The organism is Sulfuricaulis sp. (assembly GCF_049587675.1).
Lineage (GTDB): Bacteria > Pseudomonadota > Gammaproteobacteria > Acidiferrobacterales > Sulfurifustaceae > Sulfuricaulis.
This window is the reverse complement of sequence record NZ_JBAVEJ010000175.1, coordinates 13,984-33,780: the sequence shown is the minus strand read 5'-3', so window position 1 is coordinate 33,780 and position 19,797 is coordinate 13,984. Positions and strand designations below refer to the sequence as shown.

The following is a 19,797-nucleotide window of genomic DNA, read 5'->3' as shown; positions in this document are numbered from 1 at the left end:
GGGCAAACACACGTTAAGTGTGTTTGCCCGTTTCCGGCTCACCCTCTACACCGCAAAACCTTTGCGCTTGTCTTCGATCTCTTTCGCTTTCTTGATCATCTTGCGGATGTCGCCGGCGCCCTTGCATTTGCCGCCGCTGAAAAAGCCGAAGGGGTTCAGACGGCCGGTCTTGAGCATGCCGAGCCCCACCGGCAGCATCTCCAGGCCTTTCTTGATGCCGGGGGCAAAACCATCCATGAAATACAAGCCGACGGAAAGCTTCAGTTCATTCACCCGCCCGCCACTGGTGATATTCTGCCAAAACAGCTTGGCGAAGCGCCGTGTCGGATTCATCTTGGGCGCAATGCCGATCCGGTGCGCGTAGTTCGCCAGGCCGTGCATGATGTGGGTGATCGGGAGCTCGCGCGGGCAGCGCACGATGCAGTTGTAGCACGAGGTGCACATCCACATGGACTCGCTTTTCAGGACCTCGTCGCGCTTGCCGGCGCGGATCATCATGAAGATTTCCTGCGGCGGGTGTTCCCAGGCCGTCCCGAGCGGGCAGGATCCCGAGCACACGCCGCACTGCATGCACATCTTGACCCAGCTGCCCCCCTCGACGTTCGCCTCGACCTCCTTGAGGAAGTCGTTGCGGTACTTCTCCACCATCACTTTATTTAGATCAGTCATTAAGGGTTCCTCGTTAGAACCTGTCCAATATATCTATCTTTTCCTACTCCCCCTCTCCCGCATGCGGGAGAGGGCAAGGGGAGAGGGCAACAAATCCTAACCGCTAAAACTTAAGCGGACTCATGCCGATCTTCTGGATCGTCTCGGCCATCTCGTTGATGAGGGCGGGTGCGCGCTGAATGTCGGTGATCGCCACCTCGTAGGTCTTCACGCGCTCTACTTCCAGCGACAGCTGCTTCAACGTGTCGTCGATCTTGCTCATGCGCACGTGCGCAATCTCCGAGCCCTTCACGAAGTGGCACTGGTAGTTCTCGCCCTTCTGACAGCCCATCAGGATCACGCCGTCATAGCCACTGTTGAGCGCATCCGTCACCCAGATGGTGTTGATCGAACCCAGGCAGCGCACCGGGATGATACGCGTGAAGGCGCTGTACTGGATGTGGTTCATGGTCGCCATGTCGAGCGCCGGATAGGCGTCGTTCTCGCAGGCCAGCACCAGGATGCGCGGTTTCTCGGAGAACTGGTCGGGCATGTCCACGCCCTTGATCTGCGAGCCCACCGTATCCACCGAGTAGTTCTCGAATGAGATCACGCGTACCGGGCAGGCGCCCATGCAGGTGCCGCAGCGGCGGCAGCGGGATTCGTTGAACACCGGGTAACGTGCTTCGTCTTCGTCAATGGCGCCGAACGGGCACTCTACGGTACAACGCTTGCACTGGGTGCAGCCCTCGCGCCGGAACTCGGGGAAGGACAAATCGCCCGAGCGCGGATGCGCGGCACGGCCGAGGGCGGCGTTTTCCACCGCCTGGATCGCCTTGAGCGCGGCGCCGGTCGCGTCCTCGATCGCCTGCGCGATGTCCATCGGACGGCGCACCGGACCGCAGGAATAGATGCCGGTACGGCGCGTTTCGTACGGGAAACAGATGAAGTGCGAATCGTTGAAGCCGTACTTGAGGTGCGGCAGATCCGGCCCCTGACGGTAAGTCAGGTTGAGAATGGAAACCCCCTTGGGCTTTTCCTGATGCTCCGCGACCGCTTCTCCGGCATCCTTGGCCTTCTTGGCGTCGTCACGCTCCGCGGCTTCCGCCAACAACTGCGCCTCCATATCGATACCGGAATTGGCCACCTGGCCGGTCGCCAATACCACGAGGTCGGCTTTGGCCACGGCATCGTCATTCAGGATCAGATCCTTGAACTTGACCTGCAACTCGGAACCGGGAACGACTTCGCCCACTTTACCCTTGGTGAAAGTCACTCCCTTCTTCTGGGCGCTGCGGTAGAAATCCTCGCCGTTGCCCGGCGTGCGCAGATCGGTGTAAATGACGTTGGTGTCGATGTCCGGGTTCTGATTCTTGAAATACATCGCCTGCTTGATCGAGGTGTTGCAGCAATGACCGGAGCAGTACGGCAGTTCGCCTTCCTTGTCGGAACGCTGGCCGGCGCATTGCACGAAAACGACGCTCTTCACTTCCTTGCCGTCGGACGGCCGTTTGATCGCTCCGCCCTTTGCGGCCTTCGCCAGCGCTTCCAAACCAAGTTGATCAACCACGTCTTTGCTCTTGCCCGCGCCCAGGTACGGCAATTTGTTCATGTCGTACGGCGTGAAGCCCGAGGCCATGATGATGCCGCCGACGTTTTCGGTGGCGGTGCTGCCGGACTCGGTGGAGATGTCAACGCTGAACTGACCGGGCGAGCCGCTGGTCTTGCTGAGGGTCGAATTCAGGAACACCTTGATGTGCTTGTCCGACTCGATCTGCTTGGTGAGCTCGGCGATGCCGGTGTCGGCCGGTTCGGTGTAAGGCTCGCGGGACGGTACGCGCTTGTGCAGTTTTGCCGCCCAGCCGCCGAGGCTGCCGGTTTTCTCCACCAGCAGTACGTCGTAGCCGGTCTTGGCAGACTCGATCGCCGCGGTCATGCCGGAGATACCGCCACCAACCACCAGGATGCGCTTGTTGTGGCCGAGGTTGGGATTGGTACGCGGTATCAGCATCTTGATCGATTCGGCGCAGCCCATGCGCACGTAATCCGCCGCCATTTCCTGCACGATCTCTTTCTTGTCTTCGTCGGCGGGCGTGGCCCAGATCACGCCCTCGCGCAGGTTGGCGCGCGAGATCGCGACATTTTCAAAATTGAAGGTCTCGGCCTTGGCGCGGCGCGAGCAGGCGGCAATCACCACATGGTTCACACCTTCGTTGGCGATGTCGTTTTTGATCATTTCCACGCCGCTGGCGTTGCACAGGAATTCGTGTTCGCGCACGACCTGTGCTTTACCCTCTTTCTGGGCGATCATCGCCAGCTGCGCGGTGTCGAGGCGCTCGCCGATGCCGCAGCCCTTGCAGATGTAAGCAGCAACTTTCATGTCCGCCATGACGTCTCTCCAAAACTGCGAATTTTGTCTCGATACTTCGTTGCGGCTCGCCTGCGCTGCTCACATACTGGCGTGTATGCTGCGCTGCTCGGCAGCGCCGCGCCTCGTCTGAAGCCAAACTTCTTGTTTTGCAGAGCCGTCATTCAAGCCTCCGCCCTGGATACGCGGTTAATCACTTGAATCGCCCGCAGCGCACCGGCCGTGGCGCTTTGCACCGAGCGGTTGACGTCGAGCGCGTTGGACGCACAGCCGGCGCCGAACACCGCTTCGGTGGTCGCGTTGATATCGATAAAGCCGCTCACGTCCGCGGCCACGCCCTTCATGATCTTGCTGGCGTCCACGCTCGGCTCCATGCCAATCGCGAGCACCACGAGGTCATGCTTGTTGTCGTAACGGTGATAGCCCTCGGTGTCCACACCGTGCAGGATGGGGTCGCCCGACGCCTTGTCCTCGGTGATGTTCGCCACCTTGGACTTGATAAACTTTACTTTGGGATCGGCCTGGACCTTCTTGTAGAAGTCCTCGAGGCGGTCGATGGCGCGGATGTCGATGTAGTAGATCGACACATTGGCGTCGTCACCGAATTTCTCGCGCACGTAGGTGGTCTGCTTAAGCGAGGCCATGCAGCAGATGCGCGAGCAGTGTTTCAAATGATTGCGGTCGCGCGAGCCGGCGCACTGAATGAAGGCGACGTTCTTCGCTTCCTTCCCGTCGGAAGGCCGCATCAGCTTGCCGGCGGTCGGACCGAACGGGTCGAGCATGCGCTCGAATTCCACGCTCGTGATTACGTTCTTGTAACGGTCGTAACCGTAGGGCTGGATCTTGTTCGCATCGTACGGCTTCCAGCCGGTGGCCCAGACCACCGCGCCGACCTTGAGCTGGACCGTCTCTTCCTTCATGCCGAGATCGACGGCGTTGTACTTGCACGCGCCCTTCGCCTTCTCGGCGTCCGGCGTGCCGATGATCGAGGGGTCGATCACGTAGCGCTGCGGATAGGCCATGGAAAACGGCAGGTACGCCGCCTTGATTTTGTCCATGTTGTAATTGAACGGATTCGAAATTTCCGCGCTCACGGCTGTTCCGCATTCACCGCAGGCGGTGCAGTTTTCGTTCACGTAACGCGGCGATATTTTGATGCTGGCGGTATAGTCGCCGGGCTTGCCGGCAAGTGCGCTTACCTCGGCCAGCGTCAGCACGCGGATGCGCTTGTTCGCCTTGAGGCGCTTGAGATTGATCTCCAGCCCGCACGTGGGATGGCACAGCTTGGGAAAATATTTATAGAGTTGGCTGACCCGGCCGCCGAGGCTCGGGGTTTTTTCCACCAGCACTACGTCTTTGCCACACTCAGCGGCTTCGAGGGCCGCGGTCATGCCGCTGATGCCCCCGCCGACCACCAATATAGTCTCGTTCGTCGCGACAATATCCGTCATAAAGATAGCCCTACTCGCTTCGCTCGTTTGTTAGTTCTGTCATGAAATCTGTAGTCCCTGCTCGCTCCGCTCGTTCGTCTTGTCATAAGACCGATGCCTCCACCGCGGATTTATTCAGAATTACTTACCGCCGGAATTACGGGATGGCAACAATACCCCGCAATCGATCGGGGTGCCATAAGCCAGGCAGTATAACTGGATTGAAATTTCGTATGCGCAGATAGAACGCTTATATATAAAGCGGGAATCCGCCTACGAAACGGACGCGCTATCTGACTCATTTTCAGCATGCCCGCCGTGAGCGTCAATATCTTTCTTGTGCCGGCAAGCTATTTTGGCATACTGGGCCGCTCAACGATTAACGGATAGCCATGCGACCCATGTCAGTATCAAAAAAATCCGCCCCGTCGCGCGCCAGCAAGGCCGAGGAATACCTCATAAAAGATGAGCCTTACTACGAGCCGGTCGGCGAGGAGGTGGCGGTGTTCGAGGCGGCGTTCCGGCAGAAACTGCCGCTGCTCCTGAAGGGCCCCACCGGCTGCGGCAAGACGCGTTTCATGCAGCACATGGCCTGGCGCCTGAAGCGCCCGCTCATCACCGTGTCATGCCATGACGATCTCACCGCCACCGATCTCGTCGGCCGCTATCTCATCACCGCCAATGAAACCGTGTGGGTCGACGGGCCGATGGCGCGCGCCGTGCGCATCGGGGCCATCCTCTATCTCGACGAGATCGTCGAGGCGCGCAAGGACACCACCGTGGTCATCCATCCACTCGCCGACGACCGGCGCGTGCTGCCGGTCGAGAAAACCGGCGAGCTGCTGACCGCCGGCCCCGAGTTCTGTCTCGCCATTTCCTACAATCCCGGCTACCAGAGCGTGCTCAAGGACCTGAAGCAGAGCACGCGCCAGCGCTTCGTCGCCATCGAATTCAATTACCCCGCGGCGACGCTCGAGAAGAAAATCGTCCGGCGCGAGACCGGCGTGGACGAGGCCATGGCCGAGCGGCTGGTGAAATTCGCCACCATGACGCGCAACCTGAAGGGCAGCGGTCTCGACGAAGGCGCGAGCACGCGGCTGCTGGTGCACGCCGGCAAGCTGATGAGCGCGGGCATCGCCCCGCGCGCCGCCTGCCGCACCGCGATCGCTGAGGCGCTTACCGACGATCCCGAGATGATCGCCGCGGTCAACGAACTCAGCGCGTCGCTGTTTTAATGATTTTGAACCGCCAAGGGCGGGAAATTCCAAGCCCATCCATTTCTTGACGTCCTGGGCGGTGAAACTTCTTAAATGAATACCCAACCACTCACCGCCGCCGAACTCGAAGTAAAACTCGACGAGTCGCTCGACCCGGTGCTGTCCTCGCGCCGCACCGCGACGGCGCTCGCCAAGGCGCTCGCGGAATTCGAGCGCGCGCAGCAGGATTTCGTGCTGCGCTGGGTGGACATCATCGCCAAAACCAACGCCGAGATGGCGTATCAGTTCGCGGCGCGCGCGCCCGAGGCGTTTCGCCTCATGTCCGCGCCGACGATCGAGGCGTGGATCATCCACGCCATGGACGTGTACGACAAACAGGGATTGTATCCGGGCTGCACCGCCTTCGGTCAGGTGCAATCCTTCGCCGCCGAGGCGGCGGAGACGGATCGCAGCGTGGCGCTGGATGAAATCCACCACGTGCTGGAACTGTTCATCCAGGGGCTGGCCGGACGGCCGCTCAAGATCGAGGCCGCCGCAGAGTCCGGGACCGATACGGCCACGTTGTTCCTGCCCGAGCGGCTCAGCGGTTTCGCCGCACGTCAGGATAACTTCCGTCTCTACAAGATCATGGCTGCCTACCTGTGGGCCCAGACCTGGTACGGGACGTTTCGCGTGCCGGACGGGGAACCGCCGCTGGCCGAGTGGCTCGCGAGCTTCGACGCACCGGATACGGCGGCGCGTCGGTTTCACGCGCTCGAGACCGCGCGGCTCAACGCCTGTCTGGCGCGCGAGCTTCCCGGGCTGTACCGGGACATGCGGGAAATCCAGCGGCTCGCCAGCGATGTGCTTTACCCGGCCTCCTGGGACGCGGCCATCGCACGGCTGCAAGAACCCGGCGCCACGGTCTCGGATACGCGCGCGTGGCTGACACGGCTTCACGGCACTGAAGTACCACATTGTTTCTGCTATCAAGGCTTGTTGTTGGCCGAACGCGCCCAGCAGGTCATGCAAGAACGCATCGCGCGGGAAAAGGAACTGTTCCGCCAGGCGCTGAGCCAGGTCGGCGATGAGGCTGCCGACAACCGGGCCGGGACGGAGACCGCCACGACTTCGAATTCGCGGCGCTACCGCGTCGAGACGATTTCCGATCCGGATCACCCGGGACAATTCATTTTCGCGCTCAGCATCGACGGCCAGCCGATACAGCCGCCGGCCGATGTGCGCGGCCTGATGGGTTCCATCGTTCAGGACCTGGGGCATATTCCGGAAGACTATCTGGTGGCGGCGGGCTCCGGCGGTTACCGCCAGGCCGCGGAGGAAAAACGTCCGGAGGACGTGTGGAAGGGCACTTATCACGAGGAAGGCGCGTTTCTCTACAACGAGTGGGATCACCGACGCAATCATTATCGCAAACACTGGTGCGTGCTGCGCGAACTCGACGTGCATCCGGACAACGATCCATTCGTGGCTCGCACACTGCGCAAGTATCACGGCGTATTGCCGGCGCTGCGCAAGACCTTCGAGGCACTGCGCGGGGAAAACAAGCTGCTCAAGAAACAGATGAACGGGGATGACATCGATTTCGACGCGCTCGTCGAAGCACGGGCCGACATGCAAAGCGGCATGGAACTCTCCGAGCGGCTGTTCACGAAGTTGCACAAGTTCGAGCGCGATATCGCGGTGATGTTCATGGTCGACATGAGCGGCTCGACCAAGGGTTGGATCAACGACGCCGAGCGCGAATCACTGGTGCTGTTGTGCGAAGCGCTGGAAATCCTTGGCGACCGTTATGCGATCTACGGCTTCTCCGGCATGACGCGCAAGCGCTGCGAGCTGTACCGTATCAAACGCTTCGATGAAATATACAGCGATGAAGTACGCCGACGCATCGCCGGCATCCGCCCGCAGGATTACACACGCATGGGCGTGACCATCCGTCATTTGACGAAACTGCTAAACGACGTCGAAGCCCGCACCAAATTGTTAATCACGCTCTCCGACGGCAAACCCGACGACTACGACGGCTACCGCGGCGAGTACGGCATCGAGGACACGCGCATGAGCCTGATCGAGGCCAAGCGCGCCGGCATCCATCCATTCTGCATCACCATCGACGAAGCCGCGCGCGATTACCTGCCGCACATGTACGGCGCGGTGAACTGGGTGCTGGTGGACGAAGTGCGCAAGCTACCGCTGAAGGTTTCGGATATCTATCGGCGACTGACGCTGTAGTCCCCTGCTTTCTGGAACATGTTAGGATGGTATCATCCCGCATGCGTTCGGCCCGCCTACAATGAAATAAAAGGGGCTCAGCGGGCAACACCGACATGTTTAAACTGGACAAAAAGACGGTTCTCCTGCTCCTGCTGGCAATCGCGGTCATGGCTGGCATGGCCTATGTCCTGTATGCGACCGGCATGATCGATTTGCTGACGAGCAAAAATCGCTTGCTGCAATTCATCAAGGAAAACCGCACCCACGCCGCGACGATTTTCATCGGCCTTCAGATTGTGCAGGTCGTGGCCGCGCCGGTACCCGGCGAGGTGACCGGTTTTGTGGGCGGCATTCTGTTCGGGCCGGTGTGGGGCGTTGTCTATTCCACCATCGGGTTGACCATCGGCTCGTGGATCGCGTTCATGCTGGCGCGGCTGCTCGGCCGGCCACTGGTCGAACGTTTCGTGAGCGCCGAGACAATTCAGCGATACGACTACGTGATGCAGCACAAGGGGCTGTTGCTGGCGTTCCTCATGTTTCTCATCCCCGGTTTTCCCAAGGATATTCTTTGCTACGTGCTCGGCCTGGGCCACATGCAGCAGCGCGACTTTTTACTCGTCTCCGCAACCGGTCGCCTGCTCGGTACGGTGTTGCTTACCATGGGCGGGACGTACTTCCGCGACGCGCATTACGGCGCGCTTTTCACCGTCGTCGGTTTCAGCCTCGCGGTCATTCTGCTCGTCATGATCTATCGCGATCGCGTTGAGCTAGTGCTCCGGCGGATGTCGGGCGCTCTGCACAAGGAACCCAGGGATAAATCACCCCCGTCCGAGTAGATCGGATGAGCCGAATATCGGATATTCAGTGACTTGCAAACAGCCTTGGCGCACCGGACAATCCCGTTCCGATTGGCTGTCTTTCTACTCAACAGAGATTAACAGGATCCATCCATGTCAGCGCTGATTTGCGGTTCGTTCGCCTACGACACCATCATGGTCTTCCAGGACCAGTTCAAGAATCACATCCTCCCCGACAAGGTGCATATCCTGAACGTTTCGTTCCAGGTCCCGAAAATGCGCCGCGAGTTCGGCGGCTGCGCCGGCAACATCGCCTACAGTCTCAAGCTCCTCGGCGGCGAGCCGCTGCCCATGGGCACGGTCGGCAAGGACTTCGGTTTCTATGCCGAATGGATGGACAAACATGGCATCAACCGTCGCCACATCAAGGTATGCGAGGACACCTACACCGCACAGGCCTTCATCACCACCGACATGGATGACAACCAGATCACCGCATTCCATCCCGGGGCCATGAACCGCTCGCACGAAACCCATGTGAGCGATGCCAATGGCGTCAAGCTCGGCATCGTCTCGCCCGACGGGCGCGAGGGCATGATCCAGCACGCACGGCAATTCGCCGAGGCCGGCATTCCCTTCATCTTCGACCCCGGGCAGGGCATGCCGCTGTTCGATGGCGACGACCTGATGGCCTTCATCGAACAGGCCACGTGGGTAACGCTCAATGATTACGAGGCCGAGCTGATGCAGGAGCGCACCGAAAAATCCCTGAGCCAACTGGCAAAATACGTAAAAGGAATGATCGTCACGCTCGGCGCGCGCGGCTCCTGCGTTTATACCGACGGGTGCGTGATCGAAATCCCGGTGGTTCCAGTAACCGAAGTCAACGATCCGACCGGTTGTGGTGACGCCTACCGCGCCGGCCTGCTCTATGGCCTGGCGCGCGGGATGGACTGGGAAACCACCTGTCGCATTGCGTCGCTCATCGGTGCCATCAAGATCGCGCATCATGGCACCCAGAATCACCGCTTCACGCCGGACGAATTCGCCATCCGCTTCCGCGACAGCTTCGGATATAGTTGGTAGCCGCCGGCGGGGTCTGGCTCCTTCCGCCGGCTCGTGGAAGGAGACCATGCCGTGGATAACAGACTTCCACCCCTGATTCAGGCGTTGCTCGATCCCGCCGGCTACGACCATGCGGTGCGGAACATTCACGTGGTCGAAACGCATATTTCCTGGGTCATCCTCACCGGCCCCTACGCCTACAAAATCAAGAAGCCGGTGAACCTCGGGTTTCTCGATTTCAGCACGCTCGACAAACGCCGCTTCTATTGCGAGGAGGAACTGCGCCTGAACCGGCGTCTGGCGGAAGCACTCTATCTTGGCGTAATCCCCATTTCCGGCTCGCCCGCTTCCCCCCGGCTCAATGGTTCCGGCGAGGCCATCGAATACGCCGTCAAGATGGTCCAGTTTTCCGAAGAGGCGCGGCTCGATCGAATGCTCGCGCGCGGCGAACTGCAAGCGACACACATCGACCTGCTGGCGCAGGAGCTGGCCGCATTTCACGGCCGGATAGCGATTGCTGGCAACGACAAACCCTTCGGCAATCCGGAACATGTGCGCGAGCCGGTAACACAGAATTTCACCCAGATCCGCTCACGCCTCGAACCTCCGGATCAGCCGCAGTTGCTGCGCCTGGAAAACTGGAGCGCGACGGCCTTTGCTGAACTTCGCGAGACATTTGAAAACCGCAAGCGTCTCGGATTTATCCGCGAATGTCACGGCGACGCTCATCTTGCCAACATGGTATGGCTCGATGAGCGCGTGACGTTCTTCGATTGCCTCGAATTCAGCGACAACCTGCGCTGGATCGATACCATGAGCGAAGTCGCTTTCCTGACAATGGATCTCGACGATCGCGGGCGCGCCGATCTTGCCCGCCGCGCGCTCAATGCCTACCTCGAACATACCGGCGACTACGAAGGTCTCGCGGTGCTTGGCTTCTACCAGGTGTATCGCGCGATGGTGCGCGCCAAGGTTGCCTGTATTCGCTCATGTCAGGGCGACCTGAGTGATGAAGAAAAACGGCGGGTGCGCGAGGAGTATCTCGGTTACGCGAATCTCGCCGAACGTTACACTCAAACACAGCGTGCTGCGCTCATCATCACCCACGGTCTGTCGGGCAGCGGCAAGACCTGGCTTTCGCAACAATTGCTGGAGAGCCTTGGCACCATCCGCTTGCGCAGCGATGTCGAGCGCAAACGCCTGCACGGGCTGGCGCCACACGCGCGCAGCGGCTCGGCGATCGACAGCGGGATTTACACGGTCGAGGCCGGCCGGCGCACTTATGCGCGGCTGGCGGAACTGGCCCAGACCATCCTGCAGGCCGGACATCCGGTGATCGTGGACGCCGCCTTCCTCAAACGACACCTGCGCGACCAGCTGCGCGCCGTAGCCGAACAGATGCGCGTCCCATTCGCGATTCTCGATGTACAGACTCCGGAAAGTGTCCTGCGCGCGCGCCTGCAACAACGCAGCCGGCAATCGCGCGAGGCTTCCGAGGCGGACCAGGCCGTGCTTGATCGCCAGTTATCCACCCGGGAGCCGCTTACCGCCGATGAGCAAGGGGCCGCGCTGATCGTCGATGGCGGAGCGTCACTCAACATCGCAGTACTAAAACAGAAGCTTCGCGCGTTGATCAGTCCCGGATGAATGACTCGCACCCGCTTGGCCAGGTCAACCTGGTACAGATGCTTGAGGTTTACAAAAAACACAGTACCGTTGCTCCATCGCGTGGATCGACGAAACATATATAAGGTAAAGCCACCTCCCCCTCCCACCCACCCTCCGTGCTGTGGCTATAAAAAATTGCAATCTTGACATCACCCACCTTATGGGTCTAAAACTACAACATATTGTGGTTGGCCAAAGTCATAGGCCCGATACCTAGTATTTCACTAAAAACTGGCACGGCAAGTGCCCCACAGACAGGCACCGGAGGACAGAAATCAATGAAGGTCGTCCAATTACAAGCGGAAAACCCGGTTGTCACTGAAAAGCGCGCCGAATCGGAAGCCCTGCTCGCTTCGCTCGCTCGTCCTGCCATAGGAGATGGCGCGTCTGCGGACCTAAGGACGGAAATCCCCATACAACCGGCGTCGCTGGATATCTGGGATAAAAAGTACCGCCTCAAGAGCAAAACCGGCGAAGTCATTGACCAAGGCATCGCCGGAACCTATGCCCGGGTGGCCCGCGCCCTCGCCGACGTAGAGGATACCCCGGAAAAACGCGAGGAATGGTTCGAAAAATTCTTCTGGGCCCTGCAAAACGGGGCGATTCCGGCCGGGCGCATCATCTCCAACGCCGGCGCTCTCGAACACAAACCCGCCACCAGCACCATCAATTGCACGGTGTCGCGGACGGTCCCGGACTCCATGGACGGAATCCTGTCCTCCGTGCACGAAGCCGGCCTGACCCTGAAGGCCGGCTGCGGCATCGGTTACGAGTTCTCTACCCTCCGCCCCAAAGGGGCGTTTGTGAGCGGGGCCGGAGCTTATACCTCCGGTCCCCTCTCTTTTATGGATATTTTCGATGCCATGTGCTTCACGGTCTCGTCCGCCGGGGGCCGGCGCGGCGCACAGATGGGCACCTTCGACATCGCGCACCCGGACATCATGGATTTCATCAAGGCCAAGCGCGAGAACGGAAGGTTGCGCCAGTTCAATCTCTCCTGCCTGATCACCGACGAGTTCATGCAGGCGGTGAAAAAGAACGGGTCCTGGGACCTGCTGTTCCCCGTCAGTCGTCATGAATACGAAGACCCCGAATCACGCATTGTCTGGCGCTACTGGCCGGAGACCAAGGGTTACATCACCAACAACCTCGGCCAGGTAGCCTGCAAGATATACAAAAGCCTCCCGGCGCGCCGCCTGTGGGACTTGATCATGGCCTCGACCTACGATTATGCCGAGCCCGGGTTCATCCTGATCGACAAGATCAATGAGATGAACAACAACTGGTTCTGCGAGAACATCCGCGCCACCAACCCGTGCGGAGAGCAGCCGCTGCCGCAATACGGTTCGTGCCTGCTGGGTTCGGTGAACCTGACCAAGTTCGTCGAAGAGCCGTTCGCCGATGCCGCGCGTTTCAACTGGGAGCAGTATCGCGAGGTGGTGGCGGTCTTTACCCGCATGCTCGACAACGTGGTCGAGATCAACGGCCTGCCGCTCGCGCAGCAGCGCCATGAAATCCACCATAAACGCCGCCATGGCATGGGCTTCCTGGGCCTGGGCTCCACGCTCACCATGCTGCGGATGAAATACGGCTCGCCCGAATCGCTCGAGTTCACCGAACGCGTGGCACGCGAGATGGCCGAGGTGGGTTGGGAGGTGGGCATCGGGCTTGCCGAGGAAAAGGGTCCGGCCCCGATCATGGAGGACGAGTTCACGGTCACCGAAGAAATGCTGGTCAGGCGTCCGGAGATGTGCCGCGACGGGCACAAGGTCGGCGACAAGGTCAAGGGCAAGGTGCTGCTCGCCCGCTACAGCCGTTACATGCAGCAGTTCGATGCCGCGCTCACCTCGCGCATCGCCGAGAAAGGCGCGCGCTTCACGCACCATACCTCGATCGCCCCGACCGGCACCATCTCGTTGTCGCTGGCCAACAATGCCAGCAACGGCATCGAGCCGTCATTCGCGCACCAGTACAGCCGCAACGTGATCCGCGAAGGCCGCAAGACCAAGGAGAAGGTGGACGTACTCTCCTTCGAGTTGCTCGCCTACCGCACCCTGGTCAATCCCAAGGCCGCCCCGGAATCGGACGACCCGCAGGCGAAATTGCCGGACTACTTCATCACGGTCGACCACATCAATCCGCGCGAGCATGTGGATGTGCAGGCGGCCGCGCAGAAATGGGTGGACTCGTCGATATCCAAAACGGCGAACGTGCCCACCGACCACCCCTACGAGGACTTCAAGGACATCTACCTGTATGCCTATGAGAAGGGTCTCAAGGGTTGCACCACCTTCCGCTTCAACCCGCAGGCGTTCCAGGGTGTGTTGGTGAAGGACAAGGACCTCGAGAACACCACCTACCGCTTCCAGCTGGCCAATGGCGAGATGATCGAGGTCCGGGGCAACGAGGAGATCGAGTACGACGGCGAGGTCCATTCCGCCGCCAACCTGTACGACGCCCTCAAGGAAGGCTATTACGGTCGGTTTTAAGAGTCCTAAATATAGACCAGAAATATCAGAAATACATTCTCTTGGACAAGCAAGAGAAAGTCACCCAAGGTGCAGGGGGCGGAGCCGCCCGCAAGTAGCTTTTAACGTCACCGAAGACGACACAATTTAAGGATAGAGGATCAGGAGTTCATTATGGCTATCAAGATTGAACAGAAGATCACCGGGTACGAGGTCGTCAAAGAGGAGCCCAAGCGCCCTGCCGAGAGCAATGTCGTGCACATGCACGAGAAACTCGAACGGCCCGAGATGCTGCTGGGGTCGACCTACAAGATCAAGACCCCCCTCACCGAGCATGCCCTGTACGTCACGATCAACGACATCGTGCTCAACCCGGACACGCCCCACGAGAAGCGCCGGCCGTTCGAGATCTTCATCAACTCCAAGAACATGGACCACTTCCAGTGGGTGGTGGCGCTGACCCGGGTCATCTCCGCCGTGTTCCGCAAGGGCGGTGACGTCACCTTCCTGGTGGAGGAGCTGCACTCGGTGTTCGACCCGCGCGGCGGCTATTTCAAGAAGGGAAAATACACCCCCTCGCTCGTGGCCGATCTGGGTGATGTCATCGAGCGTCATCTGAAGTTGATCGGCTTGATCCAGACCGAGGAACCGGACGCAGCGCGCCAGCAGTTCATCGCCGAGAAGCATGCCGAACTGAAAAAACGCGCCAACGCGATAGAAACCGCCAGCGATGAGGCCTGCGACTTCCCATCGGATGCGCAACTCTGCGTCAAGTGTTCGACCAAGGCCGTCATCAAGATGGATGGATGCATGACCTGTCTCAACTGCGGCGACTCGAAGTGCGGATGACGTTTTGATACGCGCGGAAAATTTTCAGAAGTGCTCCGTGGATGTCGCTGACGAAGCGAAGGATGCAAAAAAGTGTTTGCAATTTTTTTTCCGTTGACTTAATGTCTTGACACACTAGGACAGTGTGCTAGACATGAAGTGAACGTTGAACACGGATGTCACTGCCCGGATTGCGGGATGCCGCCGATAGGCATGCAGATCATCGCGGCGCCGGGTGGAACCAGGATCAACCAAGAGTTAATGGATCGATTGCGAAGCTCGACAACTGGTAGCAAGCATAATAGTACCCACCTGCAGCGGTGTCCGGCTGCCAGGTCCTGTTCTTCCCGCTCCCCTCGCTATGTCATATCCGCCAGTAAACCCTGGCCCGTACCTCTGTCCCGATTCCATCAAAAGACAGTCCAAGACTGTCTTTTTCATTTTCTCGCGCCTTTCGGCGCGGCCGATTTTGCCCCCGTCAAAATCGTGGCAACGAGCAGTAGCGTCGGGGGGTTTTGGCCCCTGACTTCCCTGCAAGTCCCTTAACCCCAAACCAAAGGAGCTCATCATGGCAGCCAAGAAAAAGGCCAAGAAAAAAGCACCGAAGAAGAAATAACGCGACAGGCGAGGGGAATTTCGCTGGCAGTGCGGTAAGCCGTCGCCGCCTCGGATAACCCTGTCCGCCTTCGCAGGTGATAAGCCGGTAGCACCCGCTTGGTTGTTAAGGCTAGCGAGGTGTTACCGGTTTTTTTATTTTGTTCAGACGTACGAGAACAGCAGAGCGACATTTATTACCTGTCGTCGACCCGTTTTCTCAGATCTTCGACATTTCCGCGGATGATTTTCGGAGTATCGAGCTCGAGTGCCCCGCTCTAGAGGTAACACAAGGGAAAACAAGACCTTATCGCGGTCAAAATTTGCTCCCGTCAGCAGGAGCGTCAATAATGTAGCCCTGCTTCGCTCGTCTTGTCATAAAATGGGTAGCCCTACTTCGTTCTTCTTGTCATTTTTCATGCGCCGCGCAGTTCCCGATCCAGGTCGGCCAGGCGTTGCGGGGTGCCCACATCCCGCCAGCGACCGGTGTAATGCTCGCCACTGACCTGACCCTGGGCTATGGCGGTGAGTAGCAACGGCGCCAGCGGAAACTTGCCCGGACGACATTCCGCAAACAGGGCGCGTGCATAGACGCCAATACCGCTGAACGTCAGGCGTGGTGCTCCTTCCGTGAACAGCTTTCCCTCCCGCAGCGCAAAGTCACCCTGCGGATGCTGCAGTGGATTATCCACCAGCACGAGATGTGCTAAGCCGTTGAGACGGGTAGGCAGACGGTCAAAGGGGTAATCGGTCCAGATGTCGCCATTGATCACCATGAACGGATCGGTGTCGATCAGGGGCAGTGCCTTGAAAATACCACCGCCGGTCTCGAGCCCACCGCCTTCTTCATGCGAATAGGCGACATGCGCCCCATACCGGTCGCCATCGCCGAGATAGGTGCTGATTTTTTCCCCCAGATGTGAGTGGTTGATCACGAGATCGCGCAGCCCGTGACGGGCCAGTCCTTCGATCAGATGCACGATCAGAGGTTTGCCGCCAGCCTCGAGCAGCGGTTTGGGGACGGTGTCCGACAGCGGTCGCATGCGTTCCCCGCGGCCCGCCGCCAGAATCATGACCTTTAAACTCATGCGCCCTCCGTCAGCTTGAGCTCTCGCAACAACGCATTCAACGCTTGCAGTTCCGGGTAGCGAGCGCCCACCGCTTGCACGTAGCCCAAGGTACGCGGGATATCACTCAAGTAGCCGGGCTTGCCATCGCGATGATTGAGTCGGGCAAAGATGCCGGTGGCCTTGAGATGACGCTGGACGCCCATGAGGTCGAACCAGCGGAGAAACTGGTTGTCGTCATCGTCCACCGGTATGCCGGACTGCAGCGCCAGGTCGTGATAGCCCTTAACCCAATCCTCGACCCGCTCGCGCGGCCAGGCGATGTAGCAGTCGCGCAACAGCGACACGAGATCGTAGGTCACCGGTCCTCGGACCGCATCCTGAAAATCGAGGATGCCGGGGTTGTTGCGATCGGTCACCATCAGGTTGCGTGAATGATAGTCGCGGTGTACCCACACCTGCGGCTGCGACAGTGCGGCGCGCGCCAGAATCGTAAACGTCTCATCCAGCGCCGCCTGCTGCCCGGCAGTGAGTTTCAGCCCCAAATGACGTCCCAGATACCATTCGCGAAAGATCTCCATTTCACGCTGGAGCAGCGTCTCATCATAGTCCGGCAGGAATTTCCCGGCGGCCTGAGTGAAACTGCCAGCTTGCAAGACCACCAGCGCCCCCATGGCATCGCCGTATAACCGCTCCACGGTCTGGTCGCTCAGGTGCCGCAGGTAGAGTTGGTCGCCCAGATCGGAAATGAGGAAAAATCCTTGATCGTGGTTTTCCTCCAGGACCTCCGGCACGTTCAGTCCCAGCTCATGGAAACGGCGGGCAATCGCCACGTAGGAATGCATGTCGCTCTTGTCCGGCGGCGCGTCCATGGCAATAAGACTTCGTTGTCCCACGGTAATCCGGAAATAACGGCGAAAGCTCGCGTCCGCCGAGGCCGGTCGGATGTCGAATCGGCCGGCGCCGAGCACCCGCGCGATCCAGTCCTTGAGTGCGTCAAGACGTGTGTCCAAGTGCGGCCTTGCGAATGTCACCCGCGCGGGCGGAAAAGCTTGATGGGGGATACATAGTATGCAATTTTATGTCACCCATCATAAAACAATGACACTCTGGTTCCCATGCCTCTTGTGCATTCCGCCCGTGTTGCCCTGTGCCTGATCGTCGTCGTGGCAGCGGGATGGAGCCCGGCGGCACGGTCTGTGGAAGAAGGCATCTGCCCGGAGCGGCCTCCTCGCCTGTCCACCGCCAAGAAACCTCGCCCGCCGGCCGCCGAGAATCTACCTACAGACATACGCGCGCAGGAACTGCGTTCGGCGCAAGGTGGTTTCAGCGAGTTTGCCGGGAACGTGGAAATGCACCGGGGCGATCAATCCCTGACCGCCGATCAACTGCGCTACGACGAGACCACGGGTCAGGCGGATGCCACCGGCAACGTCACCCTCAAGGATTCCGCCCGCTCGTATTATCAGACACAGGAGACACAGCTTAATCTTGAATCGCGCATCGGTTATGCCGGCCCCAGCACCTTCCATCTGGAGAACGACAGCGCCCGTGGCGATGCGCAGCACATCGACTTCAAAGGGCCAGACCTGACGATTCTCAAGCGGGCACGTTACACCACCTGCGCGCCGGGCCAGGACGACTGGTTTCTGAAAGTGCGCGAACTGAAGCTCGACACCCAGGAAGATATCGGCACCGCCTATGACGCTTCGGTCAATTTTTTCAATGTGCCTGTTTTTTATCTGCCCTATCTCAATTTTCCGATATCGGATGAACGCAAGTCGGGATTTCTGGCTCCGCGCCTGGGCCACTCGAGCCAACGCGGTCTGGAGATCGCCGCCCCTTATTACTTCAATCTCGCGCCTAATTACGACGATACTCTGACACCACAGTATATGAGCAAGCGCGGCTTGCAACTGCAAAATCAGTTTCGCTACCTGACTCGACAATCGGAAGGGAAGTTCGATCTCGAGGCGCTCCCAAACGACCGCATGGCTAACGATGAAGACCGTACGGCAGTTACTTATCAGCACAAGCAGGTCTTCAGTCAGTTGTGGTCGGGCAAAATAGACGTGCGACATGTGTCGGATGATAATTATTTCAACGATTTCGGGGACAACATCGGCATCACCAGCCAGACGCACCTGCCGCAGAACGCCGAGGTCGACTACCGCGGCCCGATGTGGAACTTCAGCGCTCTCGCAGCGGAATATCAAACGATCGACCCCACCGTCGCGGTGACCGACCGTCCTTACGCACGGCTGCCGCAACTCAACCTTGCTCTCAATCGGCCGGTTGAACCCAACCGGGTAAATTATTACTTCGATAGCGAGGCGGTGAATTTTGAGCGCAGTGCAAGTGTTACCGGCGAACGCTTGAACCTGTACCCCGCCGTGAACCTGCCGCTTTCAAACAGCTATGGTTTTCTCATCCCCAAATTGGGCGTGCGGCAAATCTCTTACCATCTCACGGACGCCCCCGATGCGACACCGGCACTGACAAGGGGGGTATTCAGCCTCGATAGCGGGCTGATCTTTGAGCGCGACTCACGCTGGGGCGAACGCCTGTACGCGCAAACTCTCGAGCCGCGCCTGTACTATCTCTACATCCCGGCCAAGAGCCAGGACGGCTTGCCCAATTTCGATACCACCGTCCCGGACCTGAGCTTCTCCAACCTGTTCCGCGACAACCGCTTCGTTGGCGGCGACCGCATCGGTGACTCCAACCAGATCACCGCGGCGCTGACCACGCGGTTCCTCGACGAGAAGGACGGCGCCGAACGCGGACGCGCGAGCATCGGCAGGATTTATTACTTCGCCGACCGGCAGGTCAACCTGCCGCCGGGGACGAACGGGGCGGCCTTCTCCGACATCTTCGGCGAGGCCTCCGCCACCCTCGCCAGCCACTGGCATGCCCGCTCCACCGTTCAATGGAACGGGATTGACGATCGTTTCCAGAAATACAACTACTACTTCCAGTACAACCCGGCCAAAAACCGCATCGTGAATGTCGGCAGGCGGTTTTCCCGCGACGACCTCGATCAGACGGACATCTCCACCGAGTGGCCGATCGCGGGGCGCTGGACATTCCGCGCGCGCTCGTTGTATTCACGACGCGACCACCGCAACGTGGACAGCTACGCCGGCGTGGAATACGGCGCCTGCTGCTGGGCACTGCGCGTCGTGGGCACCCGGCGGCTTTTGGTCGACACAACCAATAACAACGCCGCTACCCAGAACACTTCGATCATGTTCGAATTGGAACTGACCGGTCTGTCCAAGTTTGGCCGCATACCGGACAGCCCGCTCCACCAAAGCATGTTTTCCTTCCCCTCACCATCCACGGCGCCACAGGCCACCGTTCCCTAGCGCCACCGCCCTAGGGGCATGAGCGCTATCGACAATAGTGGCCAGGCGGCTCAGAGTTGGCACTT

General features: G+C 59.6%; 13 protein-coding genes. 8 read left to right on the top strand and 5 right to left on the bottom strand.

Features of this window, described 5'->3' with window-relative positions; all coding sequences use genetic code 11:
• Positions 1–45: 45 nt before the first annotated feature.
• From WB402_RS09035 to WB402_RS09025, 3 genes are all read right to left on the bottom strand, one after another.
• Positions 46–669, bottom strand: a complete 624-nt coding sequence (locus WB402_RS09035; protein WP_424207062.1) for a 4Fe-4S dicluster domain-containing protein — start codon at positions 667–669, stop codon at positions 46–48.
• Between the two features lie 103 nt (positions 670–772).
• Positions 773–3,037 carry a hydrogenase iron-sulfur subunit gene (locus tag WB402_RS09030; RefSeq protein ID WP_424207060.1) on the bottom strand — a complete coding sequence of 755 codons (2,265 nt, stop codon included), beginning with the start codon at positions 3,035–3,037 and terminating at the stop codon, positions 773–775.
• A 143-nt stretch (positions 3,038–3,180) separates the two neighbouring features.
• Positions 3,181–4,467, bottom strand: coding sequence for a CoB--CoM heterodisulfide reductase iron-sulfur subunit A family protein (locus WB402_RS09025; protein ID WP_424207058.1), 1,287 nt, complete (start codon positions 4,465–4,467; stop codon positions 3,181–3,183).
• 380 nt (positions 4,468–4,847) lie between these two features.
• Here WB402_RS09025 and WB402_RS09020 point away from each other — a divergent pair, with 380 nt between their 5' ends.
• From WB402_RS09020 to WB402_RS08990, 7 genes are all read left to right on the top strand, one after another.
• On the top strand, positions 4,848–5,681 hold the full coding sequence (locus tag WB402_RS09020; protein WP_424207056.1) for a CbbQ/NirQ/NorQ/GpvN family protein: 834 nt from the start codon (positions 4,848–4,850) through the stop codon (positions 5,679–5,681).
• Between the two features lie 75 nt (positions 5,682–5,756).
• Positions 5,757–7,895: a nitric oxide reductase activation protein NorD gene (locus WB402_RS09015; protein ID WP_424207054.1), complete on the top strand. Its 2,139-nt coding sequence runs from the start codon at positions 5,757–5,759 to the stop codon at positions 7,893–7,895.
• Between the two features lie 95 nt (positions 7,896–7,990).
• Complete coding sequence (locus WB402_RS09010; RefSeq protein ID WP_424207052.1) at positions 7,991–8,713, top strand: TVP38/TMEM64 family protein; 723 nt, start codon at positions 7,991–7,993, stop codon at positions 8,711–8,713.
• Positions 8,714–8,827: 114 nt separating this feature from the next.
• A complete protein-coding gene (locus WB402_RS09005; protein WP_424207050.1) occupies positions 8,828–9,760 on the top strand; it encodes a carbohydrate kinase family protein in 933 nt (310 codons plus the stop codon).
• A 51-nt stretch (positions 9,761–9,811) separates the two neighbouring features.
• Positions 9,812–11,386 carry an AAA family ATPase gene (locus WB402_RS09000; protein WP_424207048.1) on the top strand — a complete coding sequence of 525 codons (1,575 nt, stop codon included), beginning with the start codon at positions 9,812–9,814 and terminating at the stop codon, positions 11,384–11,386.
• Positions 11,387–11,685: 299 nt separating this feature from the next.
• Positions 11,686–13,896 (top strand): adenosylcobalamin-dependent ribonucleoside-diphosphate reductase, encoded by a 2,211-nt coding sequence (locus tag WB402_RS08995; protein ID WP_424207046.1) that lies wholly within the window; start codon positions 11,686–11,688, stop codon positions 13,894–13,896.
• Positions 13,897–14,049: 153 nt separating this feature from the next.
• Complete coding sequence (locus WB402_RS08990) at positions 14,050–14,724, top strand: NrdJb (protein ID WP_424207044.1); 675 nt, start codon at positions 14,050–14,052, stop codon at positions 14,722–14,724.
• Between the two features lie 989 nt (positions 14,725–15,713).
• On the opposite strand, the gene murU is transcribed toward WB402_RS08990, so the two are convergent.
• Positions 15,714–16,385: an N-acetylmuramate alpha-1-phosphate uridylyltransferase MurU gene (gene murU, locus WB402_RS08985; protein ID WP_424207042.1), complete on the bottom strand. Its 672-nt coding sequence runs from the start codon at positions 16,383–16,385 to the stop codon at positions 15,714–15,716.
• A complete protein-coding gene (locus WB402_RS08980; RefSeq protein ID WP_424207040.1) occupies positions 16,382–17,377 on the bottom strand; it encodes an aminoglycoside phosphotransferase family protein in 996 nt (331 codons plus the stop codon). The genes murU and WB402_RS08980 overlap by 4 nt, the downstream gene beginning before the upstream one ends.
• A gap of 105 nt (positions 17,378–17,482) precedes the next feature.
• Between WB402_RS08980 and WB402_RS08975 the strand changes: the two genes are divergently transcribed.
• Complete coding sequence (locus WB402_RS08975; protein WP_424207038.1) at positions 17,483–19,732, top strand: LPS-assembly protein LptD; 2,250 nt, start codon at positions 17,483–17,485, stop codon at positions 19,730–19,732.
• Positions 19,733–19,797: the final 65 nt, after the last annotated feature.